Source organism: Tsuneonella amylolytica (genome assembly GCF_003626915.1).
GTDB classification, from domain to species: Bacteria; Pseudomonadota; Alphaproteobacteria; order Sphingomonadales; family Sphingomonadaceae; genus Tsuneonella; species Tsuneonella amylolytica.
In genome coordinates this window covers 2,635,640-2,655,129 of the sequence record NZ_CP032570.1, presented here as the reverse complement: position 1 = coordinate 2,655,129, position 19,490 = coordinate 2,635,640, and the positions used below count along the sequence as shown (strand labels likewise).

17 protein-coding genes are annotated in these 19,490 nt (G+C 67.8%); 9 read left to right on the top strand and 8 right to left on the bottom strand.

The features are described 5' to 3' along the window. Window positions 1-34: 34 nt before the first annotated feature. Complete coding sequence (locus D4766_RS12985; RefSeq protein ID WP_234024816.1) at window positions 35-2,683, bottom strand: EAL domain-containing protein; 2,649 nt, start codon at window positions 2,681-2,683, stop codon at window positions 35-37. Window positions 2,684-2,956: 273 nt separating this feature from the next. Between D4766_RS12985 and D4766_RS12980 the strand changes: the two genes are divergently transcribed. Genes D4766_RS12980 through D4766_RS12960 form a run of 5 tightly spaced genes read left to right on the top strand, consistent with a single transcriptional unit; the run spans window position 2,957 to window position 9,633 of the window. After that, window positions 2,957-4,645: a PHA/PHB synthase family protein gene (locus D4766_RS12980; RefSeq protein ID WP_120717827.1), complete on the top strand. Its 1,689-nt coding sequence runs from the start codon at window positions 2,957-2,959 to the stop codon at window positions 4,643-4,645. Between the two features lie 11 nt (window positions 4,646-4,656). After that, window positions 4,657-5,499 carry an alpha/beta fold hydrolase gene (locus tag D4766_RS12975; protein ID WP_234024815.1) on the top strand — a complete coding sequence of 281 codons (843 nt, stop codon included), beginning with the start codon at window positions 4,657-4,659 and terminating at the stop codon, window positions 5,497-5,499. Next, window positions 5,496-6,815, top strand: coding sequence for an FAD-dependent oxidoreductase (locus D4766_RS12970; protein ID WP_120717826.1), 1,320 nt, complete (start codon window positions 5,496-5,498; stop codon window positions 6,813-6,815). The genes D4766_RS12975 and D4766_RS12970 overlap by 4 nt, the downstream gene beginning before the upstream one ends. Window positions 6,816-6,874: 59 nt before the next feature. Beyond that, entirely contained in the window at window positions 6,875-8,629 is a 1,755-nt protein-coding gene (locus tag D4766_RS12965; protein WP_120717825.1) for an N-acyl-D-amino-acid deacylase family protein, read from the top strand. After that, window positions 8,626-9,633 (top strand): zinc-dependent alcohol dehydrogenase family protein, encoded by a 1,008-nt coding sequence (locus D4766_RS12960; protein ID WP_120717824.1) that lies wholly within the window; start codon window positions 8,626-8,628, stop codon window positions 9,631-9,633. Before D4766_RS12965 ends, D4766_RS12960 begins: the two co-directional genes overlap by 4 nt. Here the strand turns inward: D4766_RS12960 and D4766_RS12955 are convergent. The 5 genes from D4766_RS12955 to D4766_RS12935 form a co-directional block, all read right to left on the bottom strand. Then, entirely contained in the window at window positions 9,630-10,706 is a 1,077-nt protein-coding gene (locus D4766_RS12955) for a DUF2855 family protein (protein ID WP_120717823.1), read from the bottom strand. The two genes, D4766_RS12960 and D4766_RS12955, sit on opposite strands and share 4 nt — an antisense overlap. 34 nt (window positions 10,707-10,740) lie before the next feature. After that, complete coding sequence (gene dnaN, locus D4766_RS12950; RefSeq protein WP_120717822.1) at window positions 10,741-11,868, bottom strand: DNA polymerase III subunit beta; 1,128 nt, start codon at window positions 11,866-11,868, stop codon at window positions 10,741-10,743. 159 nt (window positions 11,869-12,027) lie between these two features. Continuing rightward, window positions 12,028-12,777 carry a 3-oxoacyl-[acyl-carrier-protein] reductase gene (fabG, locus tag D4766_RS12945; protein ID WP_120717821.1) on the bottom strand — a complete coding sequence of 250 codons (750 nt, stop codon included), beginning with the start codon at window positions 12,775-12,777 and terminating at the stop codon, window positions 12,028-12,030. Then, window positions 12,777-13,715 (bottom strand): ACP S-malonyltransferase, encoded by a 939-nt coding sequence (gene fabD, locus D4766_RS12940; RefSeq protein WP_120717820.1) that lies wholly within the window; start codon window positions 13,713-13,715, stop codon window positions 12,777-12,779. Before fabD ends, fabG begins: the two co-directional genes overlap by 1 nt. Window positions 13,716-13,741: 26 nt before the next feature. Beyond that, window positions 13,742-14,569 (bottom strand): LD-carboxypeptidase, encoded by an 828-nt coding sequence (locus D4766_RS12935; RefSeq protein ID WP_120717819.1) that lies wholly within the window; start codon window positions 14,567-14,569, stop codon window positions 13,742-13,744. A gap of 58 nt (window positions 14,570-14,627) precedes the next feature. Here D4766_RS12935 and D4766_RS12930 point away from each other — a divergent pair, with 58 nt between their 5' ends. Further along, window positions 14,628-16,043 carry a glutamate ligase domain-containing protein gene (locus D4766_RS12930; RefSeq protein ID WP_120717818.1) on the top strand — a complete coding sequence of 472 codons (1,416 nt, stop codon included), beginning with the start codon at window positions 14,628-14,630 and terminating at the stop codon, window positions 16,041-16,043. A 54-nt stretch (window positions 16,044-16,097) separates the two neighbouring features. Here D4766_RS12930 and D4766_RS12925 read toward each other — a convergent pair whose 3' ends face one another. Next, on the bottom strand, window positions 16,098-17,066 hold the full coding sequence (locus tag D4766_RS12925) for a DUF808 domain-containing protein (RefSeq protein WP_120718235.1): 969 nt from the start codon (window positions 17,064-17,066) through the stop codon (window positions 16,098-16,100). A gap of 185 nt (window positions 17,067-17,251) precedes the next feature. Between D4766_RS12925 and rpsF the strand changes: the two genes are divergently transcribed. The 3 genes from rpsF to rplI are packed head-to-tail and all read left to right on the top strand — an operon-like array spanning window position 17,252 to window position 18,466. Continuing rightward, a complete protein-coding gene (rpsF, locus tag D4766_RS12920) occupies window positions 17,252-17,617 on the top strand; it encodes a 30S ribosomal protein S6 (protein ID WP_120717817.1) in 366 nt (121 codons plus the stop codon). Then, entirely contained in the window at window positions 17,617-17,841 is a 225-nt protein-coding gene (rpsR, locus tag D4766_RS12915) for a 30S ribosomal protein S18 (RefSeq protein ID WP_057882872.1), read from the top strand. Before rpsF ends, rpsR begins: the two co-directional genes overlap by 1 nt. A gap of 13 nt (window positions 17,842-17,854) precedes the next feature. Further along, window positions 17,855-18,466 (top strand): 50S ribosomal protein L9, encoded by a 612-nt coding sequence (gene rplI / locus D4766_RS12910; protein ID WP_120717816.1) that lies wholly within the window; start codon window positions 17,855-17,857, stop codon window positions 18,464-18,466. A gap of 56 nt (window positions 18,467-18,522) precedes the next feature. Here rplI and gshB read toward each other — a convergent pair whose 3' ends face one another. Beyond that, a complete protein-coding gene (gene gshB / locus D4766_RS12905; RefSeq protein ID WP_120717815.1) occupies window positions 18,523-19,473 on the bottom strand; it encodes a glutathione synthase in 951 nt (316 codons plus the stop codon). Window positions 19,474-19,490: the final 17 nt, after the last annotated feature.

The window sequence follows — 19,490 nt, the reverse complement described above, 5'->3', positions numbered from 1 at the left end:
ACATACGTCGAAATGATGAAACTTGTGCTAACCATCAGGCGGAACGGCGAAGCTCCCGCCGGTCCGGCATATGCGGCTCGGCCGCCAGCCCTGCGATCGTGCCCGCCCCGTCGCGTTCCAGAGGAGCGGCGAATTCGACGCCCATGCGATCACCCGTGCACCAGCGGGTCGTGGCGGTGACGTTGAGCGCTTCCGACAACGCGATGCGGAAGATCGTGCCCACCGGCACGTTCCACAGCCCCTCCACCAGTGCGCCGGTGGCCGAGACGTTGCGCACGGTACCGCTGTAGAACTGGCTGCCGTGTTCGAGCACGACCTTGCGCAGCGTCGTCTGGCGCGCGGCCCGCGCGGACCGCGGACCCTTGGCTACCACATTGAGACCCGTCCGCAGCCGTTCCGCCGCGGACCGCGCATCGAGCGCGCGCTCGTAGATGTAGCCCTGGACGTGGCTGCAACCGTACATCCGGACGAGGTCGAGCTCGTCGAGAGTCTCCACCCCCTCTGCGGTCGTGTCCATGCCCAGCGCCTGCGCGAGGCTGGTGATGGAGGCGATGATCGCCCCGTTGCGGCTGCCGGGCTCGGTCGCGCCGCGCACGAAGCTCTGGTCGATCTTGATCTTGTCGAAGGGCGCCTTCTTCAGATAGCCGAGCGACGAGTAACCGGTGCCGAAATCGTCGAGCGCCAGCCGTACGCCCACGGCCTTCAGCGCGGCGAACATCGCGTCCGTCCCCTCGTCGTCCGACAGGAAGACGCTTTCGGTGATCTCCAACTCGAGCCGGGAGGGATCGACCTGCGCGTGCGCGAGCGCACTGGTGAGGATCGCCGGCAGGTTAGGGTTCGAGAATTGCACCGGCGAGACGTTGACCGCGCAGCGGACATCTTCGGGCCAAGTGGCGAGATCGGCGCAGGCCGTGCGGATGGCCCATTCGCCGATTGTCCCGATCAGGCCCGTTTCTTCGGCGATGGGGATGAACTTGGCCGGCGACATCCACCCCTGCTGCGGGTGCTCCCACCGCAGCAGCGCTTCAAAGCCGGCGATCTTCTCGGTCGCGGCGTGGACGACCGGCTGATAGTACAGCTGGAGCTCGCCGTTGGCGATTGCATTGCGCAGATCCTCCTCGAGCCGGGCGCGTTCCTCGGCCTGCGAGTGCAGGTCGGCCGAATAGAAGTGATAGCGCCCCCGCCCCCCGTCCTTCGCGGCGTAGAGCGCAAGGTCCGCGCCGCGGATCAGTTCCTCGCTGCTAGTGCCGTCATCGGGCGAACAGGCGATGCCGAGCGAGGCGCCGATCACGACCCGCGTGCCCTCGATCGAATAGGGCTGCGACAGCGAGGCGATGATGTCCTTGGCAAGCGTCCCAAGCCGATCGCGTTCGTGGCGACCGGGGACGATGACCTCGAACTCGTCGCCGCCCAGACGCCCCACGCGGCCCATCTTGCCGACCGACCGCAGCAGGCGCTGCGCCACCTGCTTCAGCAGCGCATCGCCCGCCGGATGACCGAGCGTGTCGTTCACGTGCTTGAAGCGGTCGAGGTCGAGCAGGAAGACGCTGCACTCGCGGTGCCGTTCGCTCGGCGCAGCGAGGATTTTCTCGAGGCTCTGCGACATCTGCAGCCGGTTGGCGAGCCCGGTGAGCGAATCGAAATGCGCGAGACGCGAGGCGTTCTCTGCATTCCTCCGCTTCTCGGTGAGATCGGTGCCGGACCCGCGAAAGCCGCAGAAATTGCGGAACTCATCGAAGACCGGCCGGCCGTTGACCGACCACCAGCGCTCCTCCTCGCTTGCGGCCCGGACGGCGAGTTCGGTAAAGGCCGATCGCGCCGAGAGATGGAACAGAAGCGTCCGTTCGCCATCGCGGTTGTCGCTGGCAAGGTCGAACAGTTCGGTAAACGGCCGTCCGACGAGCTGCTCCTTCGACCGCCCCACGGCTTCGGCGACGCTCTCGGAAACGTAAGCCAACTGGCCGCGGCGGTCGGTTTCCCAGAACCAGCCCTGCCCGGTTTCCTCATAATCGCGCAGGATATCCTCGGCGCGGTTACGTACGCGTTCGAGCAGCCGCTGGCGCTCGTCCTCCTCGCGGTTGATCCGCGAATGATAGCGCGCGACGAGCACCAGCACGATGCACGATGCCCCGAACGCGCCCAGCGCGAACAGCGAGCCGTCGAACAGTGCGTAGATCGCCCAGACCGCCGCCTTTCCCGCGAACACCGGGACGAGCCGGTTGCCGAGCAGCGCGGTGGTGACCGCAGTGAACGAGATGAGCGCGGCGATACCCCAGTGGTAACTCAGACTGCCCGCCAGCATCCAGTACGAAAAACCGACCGAGAAAAGCATCATCGGCAGCACGATCGCCCCGATGATGAAAGCGTTACGCCCGGCCGCTCCTATGCACAGGCGCGGGTGCTTCGCCATGAAGCGCTGTGCGCCGATCGCGATTGCGCTGGACAGCACTGTGCACGCAATCGTCAACACCGGCGGCACCGAACTGCCTGCCACGGTCGCGAAGACGAGAGCGCTGACGTTGAATATCGCCAGCCGGTTCCAGTTGGGCGGGAACAGCGCCTTGGCGGCAGAGCGCTGGAACGCTTCTTCGGCACGGCCACGGTCGCGCTGGCGGCGCGCCGTTTGCGACCGGATCGGTGCGGGTTGTTCGTGGGAGCCAGGCTTGGCCGGCCGCCGGGACACCCGCGCTTCTGCATGGCGCGCAACATCGCCGGGCGGTGGCCCGTTTTCGGATGCTGAGGGTAGTCGGACGCGCTTGACGGCCATGGCGGGCTTCTGCCCATGCCCGCTTGAAATTCGGTTAAGAACGAGCCTGCGCCGAAGCCGCCTCGTCAGGAGGCCGGAACGCTCCCGAAAGGGTTAATGCGGGCTTGCCGGCGTGCCACCTTCGGCTTGCTTGCCAAGGACCGGGCCGGGGTGCATGAACCGGAACGGGAGAGGAAGCCGGAGAACCCGATGAGCACACAGCTCGAGAACGAAGCCGCGCAGTCCACCTCCGCGCTTGGCCCGATGGTCGGCCTGGTGCGCGAGGATTTTGCCGGTGCAGTCGCCCTGCTGCTGCGCGAGACGGCGAGCGACCCGGGCCGCACGATGAAGCACGCGGCCGCGATGGGCGAGGACATGGTCAGGATCATGACCGGCCGGTCCGATCTCGCCCCCGACCCCAAGGACAAGCGGTTCCGCGATCCGGCGTGGCAGTACAACCCGTTCCTCCGGGCCGGCGCGCAATACTACCTCGCCGTGCAGAAGGGCATGAAGAACTGGCTGGAGGAACTCGAGCTCGACGCGATCGAGCGCGACCGGGCGAACTTCATCAGCCAGATGATCATCGACGCGATGGCGCCCACCAACACCCTTCTGGGCAATCCCACCGCGCAGAAGCGGCTGGTCGACAGCGGCGGCCTGTCGGTGATCAAGGGCCTCAGGAACGCCTACAACGACATGGTCCACAACAAGGGGATGGTGAGCCAAGTCGACAAGCGACCGTTCAAGATCGGCGAGAACGTCGCGACGTCGAAGGGCGCTGTGGTCCTGCGGACCGAGATGATGGAGCTGATCCAGTACGCGCCGACCACCGACGAGGTCTACGCGGTCCCGCAGCTCACGATCCCGCCGCAGATCAACAAGATGTACATCAACGATCTCAGCCCGGAAAAGTCGGTCGTGAAGTACCAGCTCGACAACGGCATCCAGACGTTCGTCATCAGCTGGAAGAACCCCACGAAGGATCAGGGCAAGTGGGGCATGGCCGAATACGTCGCCAGCTGCCGCGAGGCGATGGAAGCGGTCGCGAAGATCACCGGCAGCGACAAGGTCAACGTGTCGGCCGGCTGTTCGGGCGGGCAGACCGCGTCCGTCCTGGCCAGCAAGCTGGCCGCCGACGGCAGCGACCTCCTCGGCACGCTGACGCTGATGGTCTGTGTCCTCCATCCCCGGCAGGGCGACATCGAGGCCGGCTCGCTGATGACCGAGAACGGCCTCGACCTCGCGAAGAAGCGCGCGTCGAAGGCCGGCATCATCAAGGGCGACGACCTCAGCCGGGGCTTCGCATGGCTGCGCCCGAACGATCTCATCTGGAACTACGTAGTCAACAACTACCTGATGGGCGACGACCCGCCGGCGTTCGACGTGCTGTTCTGGAACGCGGATGCCACGAACCTGTCGGCGACGCTGATGGGCGATTTCCTGACACTGTTCGAAACGCTCGGCTTCACGAAGAAGGGCGAGGTCGAGATCGCCGACCACATGCTCGATCTGTCGAAGGTCGATGCCGACCTGTTCGTGCTGGGCGGGGTGACCGACCATATCACCCCGTGGCGCGCGACGTACCGGTCGACCCAGCTCTTCGGGTCGAAGGACGTGACGTACGTCCTCAGCCAGTCGGGCCACATGCAGGCGATCCTGAACCCGCCCGGCAACCCCAAGGCGAAATACTACGTTCAGAAGGGCGGCGGCGCGCTGCCCGAAACCGCCAAGGAATGGCTGAAGGGAACCCAGGAAGTCGCCGGAAGCTGGTGGCCGTTCTGGATGGAATGGGTACAGAGCCGTTCGGGCGACAGGAAGGCCGCCCCGAAGAAGCTGGGCGGCAAGGGTTTCGAGGCGGGCGATCCGGCCCCCGGGCTCTACGTGCTGGAACAGGCGTGAAGGACACCGATTTGACCGATCCCATGAAGACCGCATCCGTCCGCATGATGACCGTGGGCGGCCGTGTGCTGCGCGTGGCGACATGGCGGCTCGACATGCCGTCCGACCATCTGCCGCTGCTGTTCTTCAACGGCATCGGCACCAATATCGAGGCCGTCGCCCCGCTGACCGAGGCGCTGCCCGATCGCGGATTCGTGATCTTCGACATGCCCGGCATCGGCGGGTCGCCCGAACCGGCCGTGCCCTACAATCCGTTCACGATGGCCTGGACGAGCGCCAGGCTGCTCGACGAACTCGGCCTCGAACAGGTCGACGTGATGGGGGTGAGCTGGGGCGGCGCGATGGCGCAGCACTTCGCGCTCCAGCACGCCGGCCGGGTGCGCAAGCTGATCCTGTGCGCGACCAGCGCGGGAATGGTGATGATCCCCGGCACCCCGGCCGCGCTTAGCAAGATGGCCAACCCGCGCCGCTTCGTCGACGCGGCCTTCATGCAGAAGCACTTCACCACGCTCTACGGCGGCGGTCTCGGCAAGTCGCCCGACCGCGCGGCGCACATGGCCCGGCTGAAGCCGCCGTCCACGCGCGGCTACATGTACCAGCTTCTCGCCATGCTCGGCTGGACGAGCGCGCCCGCCCTGCCCTTCCTGAAGGCGCCGACCATGATCATGATGGGCGACGCGGACAGGATCGTGCCGCTGGCGAACGGCAAGCTCCTGAACACGCTCATCCCGGGCAGTGAGCTCGAGATCTTCGAAGGCGGCGGGCACCTGTTCCTCCTCAGCCACCGCGAACAGTCGGTGAGCGCGATCCGCGCCTTCCTCGACCGCGACGAGGAGGCCAGACAAGCCGCATGACCTGCCACCTCGCGATCGTCGGCTCGGGGCCCGCGGGGTATTACACGGCGGAAGCCGCGCAGAAGCTGTGGGGCGACGATATCCGGGTGGACGTGTTCGACACCCTGCCCGTGCCCTACGGCCTCATCCGCACCGGCGTCGCGCCCGATCACCAGTCGATCAAGGGGGTGAGCCGCCGCTACGAGACGACCGCGCTCAGCGAGAACGTCCGCTTCGTCGGCAACGTGACGGTGGGCACCGACGTCTCGGTCGGGGAGCTGCAGCAGCTCTACGACGCGGTCGTGTTCGCCACCGGCGCGCCGCACGACAGGCCGCTCGGCATTCCGGGCGAACATCTCGCCAACGTCTTCGGCAGCGCGGCGTTCGTCGGCTGGTACAACGGGCACCCGCAGTTCGCCGGGCTCGATCCCGACCTGTCGGGCGCATCCGCGGCGGTGATCGGCATGGGCAACGTCGCGCTCGACGTCGCGCGCATCCTGTCCAAGACCGAAGCCGAATTCGCGAGCAGCGATATCGTGGCCCACGCGCTCGATGCGCTGGGCGCCTCGCACGTGCACACCGTCACCATCGTCGGCCGCCGCGGGCCGCACCAGATCATGATGACGCCGAAGGAACTGGGCGAGCTCATGCACCTCGAGCGCGCGAGCCCCCGCGTGGACCCCGCCGACCTGCCCGCCGCGGCCGATGACGCGATGCTCGAGCCGGGCCTGCGCAAGTCGGTCGGGCACTTGCGCAGCTTCGCTGCGATCCCCGAGAGCGAGCGCGCGGACAAGGCGATCGAGATCGACTTCGACATGTTCGCCAGCCCCGTCCGCCTGATCGGCGAGGACCGGGTGACCGGTGTCGAGGTCGAGCGCACCCGGGTCGAGGCCGGCCGCGCCATCGGAACGGGCGAAACGTACGTGATCCCCGCCGACATCGTCGTCGCCTGCATCGGCTATCGCAGTTCGCCGATACCCGGCGTGCCGTTCGACGAACGGATGGGCCGCTTCGCCAACGACGAGGGGCGCATCCTGCCCGGCCTCTACGCGGTCGGCTGGGCCAAGCGCGGGCCTACCGGCACCATCGGCACGAACCGCCCCGACGGACAGGGCATCGTCGAGCGCATCGCCGAGGATATCGCCAGCGGTGCGATCGGGGGCGGCGCGAAGGAAGGCCGCGCGGGTTTCGACCGGCTTGCCGCCGAGCGGGGGCTGGACGTCGTCACCTTCCGCGACTGGAAGAAGATCGAGGACGCCGAGAACCGCGCCGCTCGCGACGGTGCCCCGCGCGAGAAGTTCGTCGACATCGAGAGCATGATCCGCGCCCGCGGCTGACGGACTCGACACACCGGTTGCGATGTGAGACCTTCTCTTCCGGAGAGAGGAGCATCGCCATGCCCACATACGACCTGATCATCCGCGGCGGCACAATCGTCGACGGCACCGGACGGCCCGGTTTCACCGGCGACGTCGCAGTGAAGGACGGCCTGATCGCGCAGGTCGGCGCAGTGTCCGGCAACGCCGCGGAGGAAATCGACGCCGCCGGCATGATCGTCACCCCCGGCTTCGTCGACATCCACACCCACTACGACGGGCAGGCGACGTGGGACCAAGAGATGGCCCCGTCGAGCTGGCACGGCGTGACGACCGTGGTGATGGGCAACTGCGGCGTCGGCTTCGCGCCCGCCGCGCCCGAACGGCACGAATGGCTCATCAGCCTGATGGAAGGGGTGGAGGACATTCCCGGCACCGCACTCGCGGAAGGCATGAAATGGAACTGGGAGACTTTCCCCGAATACCTCGACGCGCTGGAGGAACTGCCGCGCACGGTCGATGTCGGCACCCACGTGCCGCACGGCGCGGTGCGCGCCTACGTGCTCGGCGACCGCGAACGCCCCGGCGCGATCCCGACCGAAGACGACATCGCGAAGATGGCCGCCATCGTCGAGGAGGGGGTGCGCGCAGGCGCACTCGGCTTCTCGACCAGCCGCACCGTGCTTCACCGTTCGGTGGACGGCGAGGTGGTGCCCGGCACGACCGCCACCGCGGAAGAACTCGTCGAGATCGGCCGCGCGATGGGCCGCGCCGGGCACGGCGTGTTCGAGATGGCGAGCGACATGATGCGCGAATGGAACGAGTTCGGCTGGATGGGCCAGATCAGCCGCGAGACCGGCCTACCCGTCACTTACGCCGCGTTGCAGTCGATCGCCAAGGAACTTCCGCTGGAAGAACAGATCGCCACGATGCGCGCGGAGAACGACAACGGCGCCAACATCGTTGCCCAGATCGCGCTGCGGGGCAACGGCATCGTGATGGCGTGGCAGGGCACCGTCCACCCCTTCCGCTTGAAACCGAGCTGGAAGGAGATCGCCGAGCTTGGGCGGGAGGAGCAGAAAGCAAAGCTGTTCGACCCTGGCTTCAAGGCGAAGCTGCTGGCCGAAGAGCACGACTTTTCCGAGGTCAACCAGGACATAATGGGCCTCATCATGGTCGTCTGCGGCGGCTGGACCATGCAGTTCGAGATGGGCCCCGACTTCGATTACGAACCGCAGGCCGACGCCAGCATCATGACCCGCGCCGCGGCGGCGGGCGTGAGCCCGGAGGAGTACGCCTACGACCTCCTCTGCCGCGACGAGGGCAAGGGCTTCATCTACCTGCCGCTGCTCAACTACGCCGACGGCAACCTCGATTTCCTCGAGGAACTGCAAGCGGCCGACGACACGGTGAACTCGTTGAGCGACGGCGGCGCGCATTGCGGCACGATCTGCGACGCGGCGAGCCCCACCTTCATGCTCCAGCACTGGGTGCGCGACCGGAAGCGCGGCAACCGCATCGGTTTGGAACACGCGGTCAAGCGCCAGTGCCTCGACACCGCCCGGCTCTACGGCCTCGAAGATCGCGGGGTGATCGCGCCCGGCTATCTCGCCGATCTCAACGTGATCGACATGGACCGGCTCAGGCTCGGCAAGCCGTGGCTGGCGTTCGACCTGCCCGCGGGCGGCAAGCGCCTGCTGCAGAAGGCCGAAGGCTACGTCGCCACGATCAAGAACGGCGTCGTGACCTTCCGCGAGGGCGAATGGACCGGCGAGACTCCCGGCGGCCTCATCCGCGGACCGCAACGGGCCGACATGCTGGAGGCCGCCGAATGAGGGCGATCCGCACCGGCGCCGCCCCCTCCACCCTCGATGCGCTGACCCTGTCCGACCTGCCAGACGCATTCGCGCCCGGTCCCGGCGAGATCAGCGTGCGGGTGCGCGCGAGCAGCCTCAACTTCCACGACTATGCGGTCGTCGCCGGCATGATTCCCGCCCCGCAGGGCCGGATCCCGATGTCCGACGGCGCGGGCGAGGTGACCGCGGTAGGCCCAGGCGTCACCGAATTCGCGGTCGGCGACGCAGTGGTCAGCACGTTCTTCCCCGACTGGAGCGAAGGCCCCCCGCCCGCCAGCTTCGGCGGCGTGCCGGGCGACGGGATCGACGGGTTCGCGCGCGAAACCGTGACGATGCCCGCTCACGCCTTCACCCGGGCGCCCGCGGGATGGAGCCATGCCGAGGCGGCCACCCTCACCTGCGCCGGCCTCACCGCGTGGCGCGCGCTGTTCGTCGACACGCAGACGAAGCCCGGCGATACCGTGCTGGTGCAGGGCACCGGCGGCGTCTCCATATTCGCGCTTCAGTTCGCCAAGGCCGCCGGCGCGCGCGTCATCGCGACCAGTTCCTCGAACGAGAAGATCGGGCGCCTGCGCGCAATGGGCGCGGACGAGACGATCAACTACCGCGAGATCGAGGCCTGGGGGCCGGAAGCGCTCAAGCTGACCGGCGGGCGGGGGGTCGATACCGTGGTCGAAATCGGCGGCGCGGGTTCGCTCGACCAGTCGATGCTGGCGACCCGCATCGGCGGGCACGTGGCGATGATCGGCGTGCTCACGGGCGTATCGGCGCCGGTCAGCACCGCGCTATTGTTCAGCCGCAACTTGAAGGTGCAGGGACTGACGGTGGGCAGCCGCGCAATGCAGCGCGACATGATCGCCGCGTGCGAAGCGAACGGCATCCGCCCCGTCATCAGCGACACCTTCGACCTTGCCGACCTCGCCGATGCGTTCCGCCACCAGATCGGCGGCAAGCACTTCGGCAAGATTTCGATCGCGATCTAGGGCTTCACGATAATCCCGACGGCGGGATCGGCCCGGCCGCCGAGCGTGTCGGCGAAGGCGTCGCGCGCGGCCTCGAGCCCACGGCGCTCGTCGATCCGCAAGGCACCCGCCGCTTCGCCGACGAAGGTGCGCCAGCTTTCGGCCACGTCCTGCCCGAAAGCCTTCGCGCCGACCTTCTTGATCGCTTCCATCGCGTGGGTCGGTGCGAAGAACAGCGTCGGGTTCGGGCCCGGAATGTCGCGCTGGGGTCCGCCGAAGCCCTGCCCCACGTGCGTCGCCCCCACCGTGCAGGAATAGCGCAAGGCATCTCGGAGATGTGTGTGGATGGTGTGGAGGACAGGGGCGTTTCCGGCGAAATCGACCGAGACCGACGGCTGCGCCGGGACATCGGCGATTGCATCGTAGGCCAGCACCGCATCGAAGAACCCGCCGCTGCGCACGAACTCGGCATTGCTTGCCGATGTCAGCCCGATGCGGCGGATGCCCGGCGATTTCGCGCGCATCACGCTCGCCAGAGCCATCGCGGTCTTCGACGAGGCGGAGGTGAGGACCGCCTGCTGCGCGCCGAACCAGCCCTCCCCGCGCATGAACGATTCGATGAGGAACCCGGTCTTGAACAGCGGCCCGAACAGCATCCGCTCGGCCTCGCGCGCAGGATCGTGTTCGGGATCGTTCGCCAGCCGCGCGTACTGGTTGTAGAACGGGCTCATCGGCTGGCGGTGCGCAGCGCCGTCGGAAAATCCGGCGGGGGTCACCCCGGCCAGTTGCACCACCAGTTCCTCGCCCATTGGCAGATAACCGTAGACGCGCTCGCCCACCGCGAGGTCGGAATGGTTGCTCTGCGCGATCGTCGCGTGCCCCCACATCGGCACCACGCCGTAGCCGTCCGATGCCGGGAAGAAATCCCAGTACCGGAACGCGTCGCCGGCGACGGCGTACGTGACGTTGTTCGCGGTGACCGAGAAGCTGTCGACCCGCAGCCGCACCTCGCTCTCGGCAAGCGGCGCGGCATCGCGTTCGACGATGCGCGACTGACCAAGATTGGTCCGGTCGACTTCGACGATACGTGGCATGGCCCTCTCCTCGTAAGCGGGCGCAGGCCCGCGTTTACACCCGCATCGGCATCAGCACGTAGAGCGCCTGGCTCTTGTCGTCCTGCCGGATCAGCGTGGGCGCGCCGGGGTCGGCGAGGTGGAGCTCCACCGTATCGCCTTCGATCTGGTGGAGGATGTCCTTGAGGTAGTTGGCGTTGAAGCCGATCTCCATCCCGTCGGCGCGGTAGTCGGCGGGGACTTCCTCGGCCGCGGTGCCGTTGTCGGGGCTGGTGACCGACAGCGTGACCTTGTCGTTTTCCAGGCCCATCTTGACCGCGCGGGTCTTCTCGGTGGCGATCGTCGCGACGCGGTCTACGCCTTCGTAGAACGAACGCGGGTCGAGCTTCAGCAGCTTGTCGTTGCCGGTGGGGATCACCCGGCTGTAATCGGGGAAGGTGCCGTCGATCAGCTTGCTGGTCAGCACCACCCCGCCCTCGCCGCCCAGCGTGAAGCGGATCTTGCTGGCCGACAGGTCGACCTGGACGTTGGCGTCCTGCGCTTCTTCCAGCAGCTTGGCGAGTTCCTGGATCGCCTTTCGCGGCACGATCACGTCGGGCATCCCTTCCGCGCCGTCGGGCCGGGGGATGGTGAAGCGGGCGAGACGGTGGCCGTCGGTCGCCGCGGCCTTCAGCACCGGCTGATCCTCGTCCGAAACGTGGAAGAAGATGCCGTTGAGGTAGTACCGCGTTTCCTCGGTCGAGATCGCGAAGCGGGTGCGCGCTATGATTTCCGACAGGGTCTTGGCCGGAATCTCGAAGCTCGTAGGCAGGTCGCCTTCCACGATGACGGGGAAGTCGTCGCGCGGCAGTGTGGGCAGCGAGAAGCGACTGCGCCCGGCCTTTACCGTCATGCGGTTGTCGGCGGTTTCCAGGCTGACCTGGCTACCGTCGGGCAGCTTGCGCGCGATGTCGAACAGGAGGTGCGCCGAAACGGTCACCGCGCCCGGGCTCTCCACGCTGGCGGCGGCCATGTTCTCGACCACCTGCAGGTCGAGGTCGGTCGCCATCACCTTCACCGTGCCGCCGTCGCCGGCATCGATCAGCACGTTCGACAGGATCGGAATGGTGTTGCGGCGCTCAACCACCGACTGCACGTGGGACAGGCACCGCAGCAGCGTGGCGCGTTCGATCGTGGCCTTCATCGGTCCTTACTTTCACCCCTCTCGCCCCACCCTTGCGATTCCGGGACCGGAATCGCTGGCGAGCGCCGGAAAACATGAATTATCCTTAGCGGCGGGGCCATGCTGGGCAAGGACGAAGCCCGCCCGCACCCGATTCCTTGGGGATAACCCCGGGGGCAATCAGATCATCGCCATGCCGCCGTTGACGTGCAGCGTTTGCCCGGTGACGTAGCTCGCCTCCTTCGACGCGAGATAGGCGACCGCGGCGCCGATCTCCTCGCCCTCCCCCATCCGGCCCATCGGGATGCGCGCGTTGAGCGCGTCCTTCTGCGCATCCGGCAGCACCTCGGTCATCGCGGTGCGGATGAAGCCGGGCGCGACGCAGTTCACGGTAACCCCGCGGCTGGCGAGTTCCTGCGCCAGGCTCTTCGACATGCCGACGAGCCCCGCCTTCGCCGCGGCGTAGTTCATCTGGCCGGGGTTGCCGGTGGTGCCGACCACGCTGGTGATCGTGACGATCCGGCCGGAGCGCGCCTTCATCATCGGGCGGGCGGCGGCGCGCATGAGGCGGAACGCCGCCTCGAGGTTGATCTTCATCACCGCGTCCCACTCCTCGTCCTTCATCCGCATGGCGAGGTTGTCGCGGGTGACCCCGGCGTTGTTGACGAGGATGTCGAGCTTGCCGAGCGTGTCGACCGTCGCGGGCACCAGCTCCTCCACCTGTGCGGTATCGGACAGGTTGCAGGTGATCTCGACATGGTCGCCGCCGATCTCGGAATTGAGCTGTTCGCGAAACACGCGCAGCTTCTCGCCGTTGGAGCCGGACAGCGCGATGCGAGCGCCCTGGCGTGCGAGCGACGTGGCGATCGCCGATCCGATTCCGCCGCTCGCGCCGGTCACGAGCGCGGTCATTCCCTCGAGGTTGAACATCAGCCGATCTCCTTCGCCAGCGCCTCGATGTCGTCCATCGAGATCACGCTCGTCACCTTTGTCTCGCTGTCGATCCGGCCGATCATAGGGCCCAGAACCTTGCCGCCAAGTTCGACGAAATGCTCCACGCCCGCCGCCCGCATGGCGAGCACGCTTTCGCGCCAACGAACGCGGCCGCAGACCTGTTCGACCAGCAAGCGCTGCTCTTGCGCCGGATCCTCCATCGCCGCGGCGGTGACGTTGGCATAGAGCGGCAGGCGGAAGGCGCGGGGCGGCGTCTTCTCCAGCGCCTCGGCCATCGCGTCGGCGGCGGGCTGCATCAGGTCGCAGTGGAACGGGGCCGATACCGGCAGCAGCACGCCGCGCTTGATACCGTGGTCCTTGACCATGCCGATCGCCCGCTCGATCGCCTCGCGGTGGCCCGACAGCACGACCTGCGTCGGATCGTTGTCGTTGGCGACCTGGCAGACCTGACCCTCGGCCGCAGCATCGGCGAGCGTCTGCGCCTTCTCGAGGTCCGCCCCGATCAGGGCGCACATCGCGCCCACGCCCACCGGCACCGCCGCCTGCATCGCCTGCCCGCGCAGTTTCAGGAGCCGCGCCGTATCGGCGAGCGAGAAGGCGCCCGCCGCGCACAGGGCGGTGTATTCGCCTAGGCTGTGGCCCGCGACGCAGTCGGCCGCGCCGGTCAGCACGATGCCGCCTTCCTTTTCCAGCACCCGCAGCACCGCGATGGCGTGCGCCATGATCGCCGGCTGCGCGTTCTCGGTGAGGGTAAGCTGGTCGTCGGGCCCTTCGGCCATGATCGCGCTCAGCTTCTGCCCCAGCGCGTCGTCGACTTCCTCGAACACTTCGCGGGCCGCGGGGCTGGCGGCGGCGAGTTCCACGCCCATGCCGACCTTCTGGCTGCCCTGCCCCGGGAAAACGAACGCTCTCATGTACCTCTCCTTGTCAGGCGCCGCGCCTAGGTCGCGGCGGCGTGCCCCGCAAGACCGAAGGGGACGATCTTGTTGGCCGCGTCGTGGCCGATGTCGGCGCGGCCGAGGTAGGGGATGCCGGTCCGCTCGCACCAGTACCGCGCGATGGCGACCTCGTCGGCGCCGAAGGGGCGGTCGTTGTCGGGCACCGCGCTTACCCGGCCCATCCGCAGGCCCGCGATGCCCCGCAGGTTCTCGGTGACGTGGAACATCAGCCGGTCGACGGCATAAAGGTGCTCGGCCACTTCCTCGACCATCACGACATGGCCCGCGAGGTCCGGCATGAATTCGGTGCCGACGAGCATCGCCAGCGTCATCAGGTTGAACGCCGCCACCGGACGGCCGCCAATCGACGGCTCCAGCCCCGTTCGGCCATCCGAGAGGTAGTGCAGCACGCGCCGCACCGCATCGGCGCCGCCGTCGCGCCGCACATCGCCCGCCAGCGGACCGTGGACGGGGCGGCCCATCCCGCTGCGATAGAGCGCGCCGAGGAGGGTGCCCGTGTCCGAATACCCGAGGAACGTCTTGCCGCGCGCCGCCTCCCCCAGCCTCGCCACGGCCTCGCGCGCGATCCGGTTGGCGCCGTAGCCGCCCATCGCGAACCACACCGCGTCCACCGCCGGGTCGTTCGCGCAATCGAGGAAGGCGGCCAGCCGGGTGGCGTCGTCGCCCGCGAAATGACCGGCTTCGGCGAAGCATTGCGGGTGGAAACGCAGGTCCACGTCGGGGAATTCCTCCGCGGCCAGCGCCTCCACCGCCGCCGCGCGGTCGCGGAGGATGGGCTTGCCGGGGGCGCAAATGGCGATGCGGAGCATGGCATCGGGCTCTAGCACCGGCTTCACAATTGGCCACTCCTTCCCTAGCACCCGCCGGATGCACGAAAGCCCCGACCCCGCCGCCCGCCCCTGGTTCTTCTGCGGCATCGGGGGATCGGGGATGCTGCCGCTGGCGCAGATCGTCCACGGCATGGGCGGCACGGTCGCCGGCTCCGACCGCAGCAACGACCAGGGCCGCACGCCCGAGAAGTTCGACTGGCTGGAAAGTCGCGGCATCGCGCTGTTCCCGCAGGACGGCAGCGGCGTGACCTCGCCCGAGCAGGTACTCGTCGCCAGCGCGGCGGTGGAAGACAGCGTGCCCGAGATCGCGCGGGCGAAGGACCTGGGCTGCCGGCGGATGTCGCGCGCCGACCTCAACGCGGCGCTGTTCAACCGGGCGGACGAGCGGATCGCGGTCGCCGGCACCAGCGGCAAGTCCACCGTCACCGCCATGCTCGGCTGGATACTCCACGAGGCGGGCCGCGCGCCGACCATCATGAACGGGGCGGTGATGAAGAACTTCGTCACCGCCGATAACCCCTATGCCAGCGCGCAGGTGGGCGACGGCGGCACGTACGTCAGCGAGGTCGACGAGAGCGATGGCTCGATCGCGCTCTACCGGCCGACCGTGGGGGTGCTTCTCAACGTCAGCCTCGATCACAAGAGCCTGGAGGAACTGCGCGGGCTGTTCGGCGACTATCTCGCCGCTTCGGCGCAACGCGTGGTGAACGTCGACGATGCCGAAAGCGCCGCGCTGGCGGCCGGTCTCGGCGCGGTCACGTTCGGCATCGACAGCCCGGTTGCCGACCTCACGATCGCAGAGGGCTCGGTCGCGCACACCGCCGCGGGGCTCTCGGCAACCGTGGTGGAGACGGCGAGCGGGGACACCCATCCGCTCGAGCTGAAGATGCCGGGGCGGCACAACCTGTCGAACGCGCTCGCCGCGATCGCCGGCGCCCGCGCGGCCGGCGTTCCGGTCGGGCAAGCGGTCGCCGCCCTCGCCCGCTTTGCCGGCCTGGCGCGCCGGTTCGACGTGATCGGCACCACCCATGCGCTCGTCACCGTGATCGACGATTTCGGGCACAACCCCGAAAAATGCGCCGCGACCCTGCGCACCCTCAAGCAGACGCCGGGCCGCGTGCTTGCCTTCTTCCAGCCGCACGGGTTCGGGCCCTTGCGCCAGATGGGCGACGAACTGGCCGAGACCTTCGCCCGCGAACTCGATGCCGACGACCGCACGATCCTGTGCGATCCGGTCTATTTCGGCGGGACCGTCGATCGCAGCGATGGGGCCGAGCGGGTCGTCCGCCTGATCGAGGGAGCCGGCGGCCGCGCCGACTACATTCCCAACCGCAAGGCGGTGGCCGACCGGCTGGTCTCGCTGGCGCGGCCCGGCGACCGGATCGTGGTCATGGGCGCGCGCGACGACACCCTGACCGAATTCGCGAAAGAACTGTTCGCGCGGCTTTCCTGACCGTCGGGACCTGAACGCCGGGGCCCTGAGCGCCGGGGCCCTGGACGCCGGGGATCAGTGCGCTTCGGCGTGCTCGCCCGCGCCGTGTCCGATGCGCAGCACCTTGTGCATCACGAACACGATGACGAAGCCCAGGAGGAGGCCGAAGATTGCCGAGATGGTCGCATAGGTCAGCCAGCCGAATATGCCGCTGGCGGGGCCGGTCGCCTCCTCCACCGCGTGTTGGATGCCGTGGGCGATGTCGGCCGGGGCGTGGAGGCCGATCTCCTCCAGTCCGTGAAGCACGATGCCGCCGCCGACCCAAAGCATGGCGATCGTCCCGATGAACGACAGCGCGACGAGAAGCACCGGCATTGCCCTTAGCAGGAAACGCCCGGTGGCCTGCGCCGCGCCCGACGCACGTCCCGTCAGGTGCAGGCCCACGTCGTCCATCTTCACGATCAGCGCGACCGCGCCGTAGACGATCACCGTGATGGCAATGCCTACCGCAGCCAGCGCGGCGGCGCGCGTCACGAAGCTGTCGGTGATCGTCGCGATCTCGTTCAAGGAGATCGCCATGATCTCCGCCGACAGGATGAGGTCGGTGCGGATCGCGCCGGCGATTCGCTGTTTCTCGAATGCCGCCGGGTCCTTGATCGCGTCGTCCAGCGTCTTGCCGTGCTTCTCGCCGCCGAGCTTCTCGATGACCTTTTCGGCCCCTTCGAACGCCAGATAGCTGCCGCCGAGCATGAGGATGTAGGTGATCGCCTGCGGCAGGAGCCAGCTCAAGAGCAGCGCGCCCGGCAACAGGAGCAGCAGCTTGTTCTTGAGGCTGCCCAGCGTGATGCGCCAGATGATCGGCAGCTCGCGCGACGGATCGAGCCCGGTGACGTAGGACGGGGTCACCGCCGCATCGTCGATCACCACGCCCGCCGCCTTCGTCCCCGCCTTGCCGGCCGCGACGCCGACATCGTCGATCGAAGCCGCCGCGACGCGGGCGATGACCGAAATGTCGTCGAGCAGGGCAACCAGTCCGCCGGGCATCGCATTCTCCTTGATGGGTGCGCCGCCCTGCCCGCCGCCGCGCGGCCGCACAAGCCTTGCTTTTGCCGCCGGCGGCGCTATGTGCGCGCCTTCGCTGGCTTCGGCCGGGGAAACGAAGAAAGCCGGAGGGGCCCCGTCATCCGGACGGACAAGCCAGCGATCGGCACAACCGAAGGACGTGAGATATGGCTCTCTACGAGCACGTTTTCCTTGCGCGCCAAGACCTGAGCCAGGCTCAGGTCGATGCACTGGCCGCGACGGCCACCGAGATCGTCGAGAAGCTCGACGGCAAGGTGACCAAGACCGAGACCTGGGGTCTCAAGAACCTCGCCTACAAGATCGACCGCAACCGCAAGGCGCACTTCGTGCTCTTGAACATCGACGGTCCGGGCGAAGTCGTTGCCGAGCTGGAGCGCCAGACCCGGATCAACGAAGACGTGATCCGTTACATGACCGTGCGCGTCGACGAGCACGAGGAAGGCCCGAGCGTGATGATGCGCAAGGGCGACCGCGACCGCAAGTCGCGCCGTGACCGCGAGGAGCGCGACTGATGGCCCGCCCGTTTTTCCGCCGCCGCAAGTCCTGCCCGTTCTCGGGCAAGAACGCGCCGAAGATCGATTACAAGGACGTGCGCCTGCTGCAGGGCTTCATGTCCGAACGCGGCAAGATCGTCCCGAGCCGCATCACCGCCGTTTCCGGCAAGAAGCAGCGCGAGCTGGCCACCGCGATCAAGCGCGCGCGCCAGATCGGCCTCCTGCCCTACATCGTGAAGTAAGAGGAGAATACCGATGGACATCATCCTCCTCGAACGCGTCGCGAACCTGGGCGCCATGGGAGACGTCGTGACCGTCAAGGACGGCTACGCGCGCAACTTCCTGTTGCCGCAGAAGAAGGCGCTCCGCGCCAACGACGCGAACCGCAAGGTCTACGAATCCAACCGCGAGCGGCTGGAGAAGGAAAACGCGGAACGTCGCGGCGATGCCGAGACCGCGGGCGGCAAGCTCGACGGGACCGAAATCGTCCTCATCCGCCAGTCGTCGAACGCCGGCCAGCTCTACGGCTCGGTCAACGTGCGCGATGTCGTGCAGGGTCTCGAAGCCGCCGGCCACTCGGTCGACAAGCGGCAGGTCGTGATGGGCCACCCCATCAAGACGCTCGGCATCCACGACGTCACCATCGCGCTGCACCCCGAGGTGCAGGTGACGGTGAAGGCGAACGTCGCCCGCTCGGACGACGAAGCCGAACTGCAGCGTCAGGGCGTCGACGTGATCGGCCGCATGGCCGAAGACGACCGCGCCGAGAGCGAAGGCTTTACCGAAGCCGTCGACCCGACGCTGGAGCCCGGTGAAATCCCGGCCGACCTGCTCGAAGAGCGCAGCGGAGCCGCCGACGAAGCCTGAGGCTTCTCGCCGACCGAAGAAAAAGGGGCGCGGATCGCAGGGTCCGCGCCCTTTTTCTATGCCAGCCGGCCTTCGATCGCGTCCCAGATCAGGCCCGGGGTATCGGTCCCGTTGAATTCGTCGATCTTCACGATCCCGGTCGGGCTGGTGACGTTGATCTCGGTCAGCCACTTGCCCCCGATCACGTCGATGCCGACGAAGATCAGGCCCAATTCCTTCAGCCGCGGACCCATCGCGGCGCAGATTTCCTGCTCCCGCGGCGAGAGCTGGGTCGACTCCGCGCTGCCGCCGACGGCCAGGTTCGAGCGAAACTCCCCCTCCCCCGGCTTGCGGTTGATCGCGCCGGTCACTTCGCCATCGACCAGCACGATGCGCTTGTCGCCTTCGGCCACCTCGGGAAGGAAGGGCTGGACCATGTGCGGTTCGGGCCAGGTCTGGTTGAACACCTCGAACAGGGCCGACAGGTTGTCGCCGTCCGCCGGCACGCGGAAGATCGCCTTGCCGCCGTTGCCGTGGATCGGCTTCACCACCACCGCACCGTGCTGCCGCTGGAAGGCGCGCACTTCCTCGACCGAGCGCGTCACCAGCGTCGGCGGCATGAACGCGCGGTAGTCGAGCACCATCACCTTTTCGGGTGCGTTGCGGACGCTGCGGGGATTGTTGACGACCAGCGTCTCGCCCTCGATCCGCTCGAGCAGGTGGGTGGCGGTGATGTAGCCCATGTCGAACGGCGGATCCTGCCGCATCAGCACGACGTCGATGTCCCGCCCCAGGTCGATCCGGCGGCTTTCGCCCGCAGAGAAGTGATCGCCCGCAACCCGCTGGACCGTCACGGGACGGGCGTGGGCGATCAGGCGGTCGTCGGCGTCCAGCGTCAGGCTGCCGACGTCGTAGTGGAACACCTCGTGCCCGCGTTCCTGCGCGCCCAGCATCAGCGCGAAGCTGGAGTCTCCGGCGATGTTGATGCTTTCAAGCGGGTCCATCTGGACCGCGACGCGCAAGGTCATGTCATTCTCCGATCATC